Below are 5289 nucleotides of genomic sequence, written 5' to 3'. Positions count from 1 at the left end.
CCAATGACCTGGCCGGTAAAGGTACTTACGAGGTTACGGCCATCTGCCGTGAACGTTACGGTAAAAAGGTTGCCGTGATTACCATTGGTCCTGCCGGCGAAATGCTGATGCCGGCCGCAGGGGTGACCAACAACGACAGCGACGGCAACAGCAGCCGTTATGCCGGCCGGGGCGGCCTGGGTGCTGTAATGGGTTCCAAGAAAATTAAGGCCATTGTTGTGGACAGCCCCACCACCTTTGATGCCCCGGTTAAAGAGCCCGAGCGGCTTAAGGCGGCGGCCAGGAAGTTTGCCCAGATTTTGCAAAACCACCCCGTAACCGGTCAGGGCCTGCCCAGCTACGGGACCAATGTGTTGATGAACATTATCAATGAGGCCGGTGCCCTTCCCGTTAAAAACTTCCGCTACGGCCGTTTTGAAAGGGCCAGCGAGGTCAGCGGGGAGAAGCTGGCCGAAGTGGCCGTGGCCCGGGGAGGGAAAGCCACCCATACCTGCCACCCCGGTTGCGTCATGCGGTGTTCAAACGTATATCCCATGCCCGACGGTAAGGTTTGTGCTCCCATTGAGTACGAGACCGCCTGGTGTTTCGGTCCCAACCTGGAAATCGGCGACCTGGATGTAATCGCCAAACTGAACTACATCTGTAACGACGTAGGCCTGGACACCATTGAGACCGGGTGTACCCTGGGTGTGCTTGCTGAAGCGGGCGTCATACCCTTCGGTGACGGTGAGGCTGCCATCAAGGCCCTGGAAGAAGTGTCCAGAGGTACGCCTCTGGGGCGGATTATCGGCAGCGGTTCGGCCAACGCCGGCCGGGTTTACGGTGTAACCCGCGTGCCTGCTGTAAAAGGCCAGGGCATTCCCGCTTACGACCCGCGGGCCTGCAAGGGCAACGGCGTTACCTACGCCACCACGCCCATGGGTGCCGACCATACCGCCGGTTACGCGGTAACGGCCAACATCCTCAAGGTAGGCGGCTACGTCGACCCGCTGAAGCCCGGGGGCCAGGTGGAACTTTCCCGGAACCTGCAAGTTGCCACCGCGTTTATAGACAGTACCGGCCTGTGCCTCTTTGTAGCCTTTGCCGTTCTGGACAATCCTGAAGGATTACCCACCATTGTGGAAATGATCAATGCACAGTATGGCCTGAGTTTGACGCCGGATGACGCGCTCAACCTGGGCAAACAGGTATTAAAGGCGGAGAGGGAGTTCAACCTCAAGGCCGGGTTTACCAGTGCCGACGACCGGCTACCGGAGTTCTTCAGCCTGGAAGAACTGCCACCCCACAACGTAGTCTTTGATGTCAAAGAACACGAACTGAGACAGGTATTTAACTTCTAAATCAGGGTGCAGGCAAGGCACCCCGGGGAGGGGTGTCTTGCCGCCTTTAAGTAATAGTGGGGGTATGTAGCTTGCGGCTGGAAGTGCGGGTTTTCAGCGGGCTGGAGAAATATCTTCCCGGAGTTCGTTTCGGCCAGTTAATAGAAGTAGAACACCCGGAAGGGACTACTGTGGCTGAACTGGTCGACAGCCTGGGCATCCCCCGGGACCAGGTTTTTACAGTCCTGGTCAACGGGCGTCACGCGGCCATGAATGCCGTCTTGCAGCCCGGCGACCGGGTTTCCCTGTTTCCTCCGGTAGGTGGTGGATAGGTGAAGTGAAGAGGTGGGGAATATGCAGGAGCTGACCCGGGAACAACAGGAGCGCTACCACAGGAACATCCTCCTCCCCGGCGTGGGGATTGAGGGTCAGAAGAAGTTGTTGCGCAGCGGGGTACTGGTGGTGGGGGTCGGCGGCCTGGGTTCACCTGTAGCCTGGTACCTCGCTGCGGCGGGAGTAGGGCGTTTGGGCCTGGTGGATGCCGATGTGGTTGATTTGTCCAACCTGCAGCGGCAGATCCTGCACCGCACCGGTGATATCGGCCGGCCCAAGGTGGAATCGGCCAGGGATAAACTGATGGCCCTGAACCCGGACGTGCAGGTGGAAGTTTTTCCTGAGCGTTTGAGCAACGCCAATGCCGTATCTCTGATTAAGGGTTATGACGTTGTTGTTGACTGCACCGATAATTTTGCCACCCGCTTCCTGCTCAACGAAACCTGCCTGCGCCTGGGGAAACCCTTTATCTACGGGGGTGTGCTGGCTTTTGCCGGGCAGGTGATGACGGTATTACCGGGGTCCGGTCCCTGCCTGCGCTGCATTTTCCCGCACGAACCGGACCCGCACGTTCCCGGCTGCACGGAACTGGGGGTTCTCGGGGCCGTGCCGGGCGTTATCGGGACTATCCAGGCCACGGAAGCGGTAAAGTTCCTCCTGGGGCTTGGAGATTTGCTGGTCGGCCGTTTGCTCACTTATGATGCCCTGTCCATGACCTTTTATGAAGTTTCCATAGACAGGGATTCCAGATGCCCGGCCTGCGGTTGAAAGGTATTCCGTCCATTCACAGGGTTATGCTGGGGTTTTACGGGAAAAAGCAGTGATGGCCAGGGACACCTTTACGGTGTTTTTTGTTTGTCTTTAGCAGGTTATCGGGGGTTGACTGGAGAAATTTTTGTTATGTTATTTCGGGGGGTACGTTCATGGCAAAGGAACTGGCGGTCAACCCCGGCAGGTGTATCGGCTGTTGCACCTGTGCCCTGACCTGTGCTATTACCAACCATGGGGAGTTTGACCTTGCTAAGGCGTTTATTTATATCACCAGGCATGAGTTTGACGGGACATTTGCGATTACTTTTTCATCCTGTTGCCGCGGCTGCCAAAAATGTGCCCTGGCCTGTCCCGCGGGAGCTCTGCGGGTGGTTGAAACAGCCGGAACGGTGGACTGAAGAGGGGGGGTGTATGCGTGTACGGTTACAGCGGCAGGATCCTGGATATCAACCTCACGGCCGGGGAAATAAGGGAATACCCGGTGGAGCGGGATTGGGCCGGTGAGTATTTAAGCGGCCTGGGATTTAACGCCCGCCTTCTGTATGAAGAGGTCCCCGCAGGTGCCGACCCCCTCGGTCCGGAAAATGTCCTTGCCTTTAATGTGGGGGTGCTGGTGGGTACGACGGTGCCCACTGCGTCCCGCACCGAAGCTTCCGCCCTCTCGCCGGCCACCGGCCTGTTTGGCACGGCCAACTCCGGCAACTTCTGGGGGAGCGAGCTCAAGTTTGCCGGATTTGACGGCGTGGTCATCCGGGGAAAGGCTGCCACGCCGGTTTATGTATGGATCTGTGACGGCCAGGCTACAATTTTACCGGCGGGTCACCTCTGGGGACGGGATGCCTGGGAAACAGTGCGCCAGATCCGCCGTGAATTGGGTGATGACGCCATCCAGGTGGCGGCCATCGGCCAGGCCGGCGAAAACCTGGTCCGCTTTGCCAGCATAGAGAACGGCCCCTTTGATGCCTGGGCCCGCACGGGGCTGGGGGCGGTAATGGGCAGCAAAAACCTGAAGGCCATAGCGGTCCGCGGCCGGGGCGCTGTGCGGGTGGCTCACCGGAAGGAGTTCCTGCAGGCGGTGGATGACACCCGTAAAGCCATCTTTTCTTCTCCCTTTTACGCTTCTTTCTGCCGCTTCGGTACCATGCTGGCCAGCCTGCCCTACCAGGAGTTCGGGGCCCTGCCCGGGCGCAATTACCAGCGCGGTGTTATTGACGGTTGGGTCCAGACCCGCAGCCGGAAGGTCCTGCCCGGCTACACCACCCGCGGGGTGGCCTGTATGGCCTGCCCCATTGCCTGTGCCCACTGGGTGGAAGTGAAGGAAGGACCTTACGCGGGGTTGAAACTGAAGGACATGGAAGTTACGCCGGTGATCGGCTTCGGTGCCGGTTGTGACATCGACAACCTGCCGGCCATAGCCATGCTTACCGAAACCTGCCAGCGCCTGGGTATGGATATGGTTTCTGCAGCGGCAGTGGTAGCCTTCACCATGGAATTGTACGAAAAGGGGCTTCTCAATGAAAAGGACCTGGGTTTCTCCCTTAGCTGGGGGGATGAGCGGGCCGTCATTTCCCTGCTGGGTATGATTGCCCACCGGCGGGGTATAGGGGATGTGCTGGCTGAAGGCGTCAAAAGGGCGTCGCGCCATTTCCCCGGGGCATCAAGATATGCCGTGGAAGTCAAGGGGCTGGAGTGTTTCCTTTTGGATCCCCGGGCCCGCTGGTCCACCTGGACGCTGGGGTATATTACAAACGTGCGCGGCGGGGATCACCTGCGTACCCGGAACCCTGTAGAAAATCTCCGTTATAACGAAAATCCCGTCCCCTACCTTACGGAGAAGTTCGGTTTTCCGGAGGAGATGTACCACCAGCTGGATATGCCTGACGAGTTGAAAAAAAAGATTTTTGATCCGGTCACCCGTGATGTAAATATACCTGAAATGTCCAGGTGGGCGGAGGATCTCATTGCCGTTTACAATTCCCTGGGCATGTGTATCCGTCCTCCCGTGCTGCATACCGTAGGGCCCACCCTTTTTGCCCGCCTTTATACCAGTTTGACAGGCATTGACCTTACACCGGCAGATATAATCAGGGCGGGGGAACGCATCTGGAACCTGCAGAAATTGTTCAACCTGCGCCATGGAGAAAAACCCGCCGATTCTGATTACCCCTCCCGTTTTTACGACGAGCCAGTGACGGCCGGCCCCGCTGCCGGGCGCAGGTTGGACCGCGAAAAGGTGCGTCAGGTGCTTCGGCAATATTACCTGGCCAGGGGTTGGGATCCGGACACGGGGGTGCCCGGGAGAGAAAAGCTGGCGGAGCTTAATTTAGACAACTACTCATCATTCGAAGTCTGTTGAGTGCCGTGGGCAAACCTGGCGAGACTGTGGGTGAAGGTGGGGCCGGGGCCATCCAGCTTGAATGTCCGAATGGTCCGGGAACCCTGCCGGAGTCCGAGGCCGGGTGCTGGTTTTCCAGCATTCATTCCAACCAGATTTTAAGGGATAAATGTGCCAGTGAGTGCTGGGGGACGGAGCGAGCGCGTGCAAGCGGTAGCTTAAGAACATATCAGAACAGGTTGTGATATCGACGAACCACCAGAGGAGTTGAAGGAGTTTGGAAATCTTCAGGCAGGGTCTTGTTGAGGCTTTTCGTTTGCTGGTGACCGGCGATCCCGAGGTCCTGGATATCACCTTACGCACTTTAAAGATCTCGGGTCTCGCCACCCTGATCAGTGTTTTAATTGGCGTTCCTTTCGGTACGCTGTTAGCTCTTACCAATTTTCCGGGACGCCGTTTTCTGGTCAGTGTGGTTAACTTTGGCATGGGCCTGCCGCCGGTGGTGGTGGGACTGGCGGTCTGGCTTACCTT

5 protein-coding genes and 1 pseudogene are annotated in these 5289 nt (G+C 58.0%); all 6 read left to right on the top strand.

Annotation, left to right across the window (positions count from 1 at the left end; translation table 11 throughout):
* The coding region (locus ACPLUI_RS10510; RefSeq protein WP_424660216.1) for an aldehyde ferredoxin oxidoreductase C-terminal domain-containing protein at positions 1–1340 on the top strand (1340 nt) is incomplete at its 5' end.
* A gap of 71 nt (positions 1341–1411) precedes the next feature.
* Positions 1412–1651, top strand: a complete 240-nt coding sequence (locus ACPLUI_RS10505; RefSeq protein WP_424660215.1) for a MoaD/ThiS family protein — start codon at positions 1412–1414, stop codon at positions 1649–1651.
* 22 nt (positions 1652–1673) lie between these two features.
* Positions 1674–2420: a HesA/MoeB/ThiF family protein gene (locus tag ACPLUI_RS10500; RefSeq protein WP_424660214.1), complete on the top strand. Its 747-nt coding sequence runs from the start codon at positions 1674–1676 to the stop codon at positions 2418–2420.
* A gap of 155 nt (positions 2421–2575) precedes the next feature.
* Positions 2576–2821, top strand: a complete 246-nt coding sequence (locus ACPLUI_RS10495) for a hypothetical protein (protein ID WP_424660213.1) — start codon at positions 2576–2578, stop codon at positions 2819–2821.
* A gap of 17 nt (positions 2822–2838) precedes the next feature.
* Complete coding sequence (locus tag ACPLUI_RS10490; protein WP_424660212.1) at positions 2839–4779, top strand: aldehyde ferredoxin oxidoreductase family protein; 1941 nt, start codon at positions 2839–2841, stop codon at positions 4777–4779.
* Between the two features lie 256 nt (positions 4780–5035).
* Positions 5036–5289, top strand: a pseudogene (locus ACPLUI_RS10485) (ABC transporter permease); the annotation flags it as partial.

The organism is Desulfofundulus sp. (assembly GCF_049701015.1).
GTDB lineage: Bacteria > Bacillota > Desulfotomaculia > Desulfotomaculales > Desulfovirgulaceae > Desulfofundulus.
The sequence above is the reverse complement of the archived record's forward strand: the minus strand, read 5'-3'. Positions and strand labels throughout refer to the sequence as shown.